The sequence below is a fragment of the Nostoc sp. 'Peltigera membranacea cyanobiont' 213 genome (assembly GCF_002245975.1).
Taxonomy (GTDB): Bacteria; Cyanobacteriota; Cyanobacteriia; order Cyanobacteriales; family Nostocaceae; genus Nostoc.
The window spans coordinates 1-3,640 of sequence record NZ_NOLI01000286.1; the positions used below are offsets into that span (position 1 = coordinate 1).

The following is a 3,640-nucleotide window of genomic DNA, read 5'->3' on the forward strand; positions in this document are numbered from 1 at the left end:
TATAGTTCATAAATACTATTCGCCGACAATTAGTTAAGTACTAATGAACTTGTGACAGTTAGGGTGCGGAATGTGGGATAAAATAAAGCACTACTTTGGCACAGCAGCTTATGAGGTAGCAAAACTCCTGTTAGCCCAAGGGCATCTAAATAAAGGTCGTAATGGACTGTGGGCAAAAGGCTATCCCCATAAAGATGTTAACTTTCGGGGTGGTTTATCTCAAACTACCATCAAGCTAGTAGATGCAGAATCTGGGGAAGAACTGGAGGAAATTTCAGAGGATATTGCCCACCGGGAAGTCCATCCCCAAGCTATCTACAAACGACAAGATGCAAATGGACGAATGCTGACTTATCAGTGCATCTCCCTTGACTTAAACAGCAAGCAAGCCATTTTAAAACAGACAGCAGATAGCCCACTGTTTACAGTTGCAGTTACAGAATCAGAAACCAGTAGCCTAACAGTGCTAACAGATCCGGTGAAGTTACCATTGCTATTTTCTCAACTCAGTGAAGTTGATGACAGTCAGGAATACTTAACCCTGGAACTTAGTTTTGGTGAAGTTAAGCACATTACTAGTGGTTACAGTTTAATGACCCAAATCTATGAGCAGACTTGTTTGAACAAGCGGTGTCTTAACTACAAAGAGCCGCTACCTAAAGAACGTCGTTGTCCGCTTTGTAGCAAACTCACACGCAAAGCTTTGATTGTGAAAACTCTATCAGAAGAAAGGTTTGAGCAGCCTTTCCGTACCCGATTTTCAGCACCAATCGTCAAAGTAGCGATTAACTCAAGTGCGCGGGAATACCTCCAGCACAATGCCAAGGAAACTAGAACTAGTCTTACTCGCAGTGGAGAACCGATTCCACCAGGCTATCAACAGTTATGGGAATACTCCACTACCTTGATTGCTATCCACAGCTTTGGGCATCAAATTATGAGAGCGTTACAGCTGGTGGCTAGAGTTGACCCCAAACAGGTGAATTTTGCAGTAGTGAAGGAGTTAGGGGAAAGTAACAATTACACAGGCTATTTCTATGATACCAGTGATGGTGGTAATGGTGCGGCTGAAGCTGTGTTTAAACATCTGCCAAAACTTGCTGATGCTGCGAGAGAGATCGCACTAGATTGCAACTGCGATACTGGCTGTGCCAAGTGCCTAATTCAACATGGTTGCCCTGATGGTAACACTGCTTTATTGAAGCAGATCGGATTACTGTTGTTAGATGCGATGACCTCCGGTCGGTCGGAGACCATCGCCTCCACCGGGACGTAGCCCATCGCTGCACCTGATGTTTGACACAAGCATCGTGGTAAACATCGCTCAAATTCCAGATTTTATTGTTCCAGATACTCAATCACTGCCTCCAAGTCTGCAATCGCCCGATTAAATCGATTGAGTATTGCTTCTGCTACTTCTGGTTGGGCGTTGACAGTCGGTAGTTTTTCTGTGACCACACCTTTGAGTGCTTCTAGCCACAGCGACAAATTTGTATGTCGAACTGCTGTCAACAATCCCATGTTGGTGAGAACAGACAAGTGAAACCCAAGTTGGTCTTGTCCACCATAACCCAAATATCCGTTGCTCAGTTCTAGTTTTTCTGGAGTAAATTCAAAATACTGGTCAGAGGTAATACCAGCAGATTCTAGTTTGGGTTGTGGTAATGGAGGTTGGGATTGAGTCATTTCTAAGAGTTGCCATCGCTTGCAGCTTAATTTTACAGGTATCTAGAATTAGCGCGATGTCTACAACGGGCGTAGGTGAAGCACTCCCACACTTGAGCAGTCCGCTTTACCCAATCTATGAGGTGCCGCAGCTACGCCCATCGTAGACATCGCTATAATAAAACCAGTATCACGCTCGGAAAACTCACAATGTCCATTACGCTTGATCTGCCACCGAAAGTTGAGGCGCTGCTGCGACAGCGTGCTGAAAGTACTGGACAAGATATTTCGCAAATGGCGCTAGCGGTGCTGACTTTAGGACTGAGTTTGGACGATCAAGATTTTTTTGAGGCTTTAAAGGGAATCCAACGTGGGCTTGATGATTTTGAGCAAGGACAATTTTCGAGTTTAGAGGACTTCATTGCTGAACAAAATCAGAAATATGGATTGTCTCTTGAAGCATGACATACCGCATTGATTTCTCTAGCATTGCGAAAGCCGAAGCGGATGCCACATTCTTAAGTTTTTCTCAGTTTACCACAGATGAACGCGCCCAACTCTGGTATCAAGGGCTGATTAAAGCAATCGTCTCTCTGCAAGAAATGCCTCGGCGCTGTCCAATCGCTCGAGAGGATGCCTTCTTTAGTCAAGAAATTCGTCAGCTTATTTACGGGCAAGGAAAGCAAACCTATCGTATTCTATTTACGGTTCTTGAAGATCAGCCTGTTTCCACGGTGAGAATTCTCCATATTCGTCATGGCGCACAGAAGACAATTGGTGAGCCGGAAGTAGAAGATTGATCATATTGACATTCCATCCACAATATCTTCCTCAAGATATGGAGTGTAGGCGTAGCCTGATGGTGACGGGCTACGCCTACACTCCTTTGCCCAAACCACGTTACAGAGCGATCGCATGAAAGCAGAAAAACAACATTTGTAACAAATAAAGAAGCAATGAGAGCAATAAAAATAAAACGGAGCGATGGCTTTGCCAAAGCCTTTGGCTAACACATATTGAAGCTCTAATAGACTGAATAATATCCAAAGTGACAATACTGCTTCAGATTTAGTGCAGTAATTTTACAGTTCTTATTAGATGTGCTTTATTTACCTGATATTAGCCATATTATCGCTGAGTGCATAGCAATCAACTGCCAAACAATCTGATCGATCTCTAAATCTAATATGCTGTAATCAATGACTGCCTGACGAATAGGTCTATGTCCTTGATTGACAGCTAATTATTGGATCTTGGCTGTACGTATAATTAATTTGCAGCTTACCGCTGCATTGGAGAGATGTTATATTCTCTCCACCATGCCAGTAATTAATCTTGCCGATATTCAACAAATTACTAAAAAACAGCAACAACTCCTATTACCCAGTCAAAAATATTATCCAAATCGCTCTGCTTTTGACTCTATAGTTGCAGATAATTTATCTTTGGTGATGAAACAACTATTTTTAGGACTGACTGTAGAACCTTTATTAAATGCCTATCCTCAAATTGCTCAGTGGGTTGATCAAATACAGGAACTTGCACCGGAAATTTTTAAATCTCGGAAAAAGTTATTAGTCGATAATCCAGTTATTGCACCTCTTGCAATTAATGACGACAAGCACTTTATTCAAGTATTAACAAATATAGCATTTAAACAAGGTATTCCCCGGCTTTATGAATGGGCTATACGCCATCCATATTTAAGCTGGCAAGACCGGGTAAAATTGTGGACTACGGCTAGACAATACTCAGTTGCTCCTAACCAAATACAACTCGTAATTTTAGCATTACATCCTGTTAAACCAGCCCAAAGATTGGATGTACGCTGGAATAAAAAGGATCAGATGCAGACTGAAAAATGGTTAATTAAACTACTGACTCAATCTCCAGATAAAAAATCACAATCAAACATAGTCATTCCTGAGTTATCGTCAATGGTCAATTTAGAAGCTATTCCAGAAGTCAAGATTTA

5 protein-coding genes are annotated in these 3,640 nt (G+C 42.1%); 4 read left to right on the forward strand and 1 reads right to left on the reverse strand.

Annotated elements, in window-relative coordinates:
• The first annotated feature begins 70 nt into the window (after window positions 1–70).
• Window positions 71–1,276, forward strand: a complete 1,206-nt coding sequence (locus CDG77_RS33980) for a Zn-binding domain-containing protein (protein WP_223270136.1) — start codon at window positions 71–73, stop codon at window positions 1,274–1,276.
• 62 nt (window positions 1,277–1,338) lie between these two features.
• Here the strand turns inward: CDG77_RS33980 and CDG77_RS33985 are convergent, their stop codons facing one another.
• Window positions 1,339–1,686, reverse strand: coding sequence for a hypothetical protein (locus tag CDG77_RS33985; RefSeq protein ID WP_094333543.1), 348 nt, complete (start codon window positions 1,684–1,686; stop codon window positions 1,339–1,341).
• 189 nt (window positions 1,687–1,875) lie between these two features.
• Between CDG77_RS33985 and CDG77_RS33990 the strand changes: the two genes are divergently transcribed.
• From CDG77_RS33990 to CDG77_RS34000, 3 genes are all read left to right on the forward strand, one after another.
• On the forward strand, window positions 1,876–2,130 hold the full coding sequence (locus tag CDG77_RS33990) for a hypothetical protein (protein ID WP_094333544.1): 255 nt from the start codon (window positions 1,876–1,878) through the stop codon (window positions 2,128–2,130).
• On the forward strand, window positions 2,127–2,465 hold the full coding sequence (locus tag CDG77_RS33995) for a type II toxin-antitoxin system RelE/ParE family toxin (protein WP_094333545.1): 339 nt from the start codon (window positions 2,127–2,129) through the stop codon (window positions 2,463–2,465). The genes CDG77_RS33990 and CDG77_RS33995 overlap by 4 nt, the downstream gene beginning before the upstream one ends.
• Window positions 2,466–2,984: 519 nt before the next feature.
• The coding region (locus CDG77_RS34000) for a hypothetical protein (RefSeq protein WP_094333546.1) at window positions 2,985–3,640 on the forward strand (656 nt) is incomplete at its 3' end.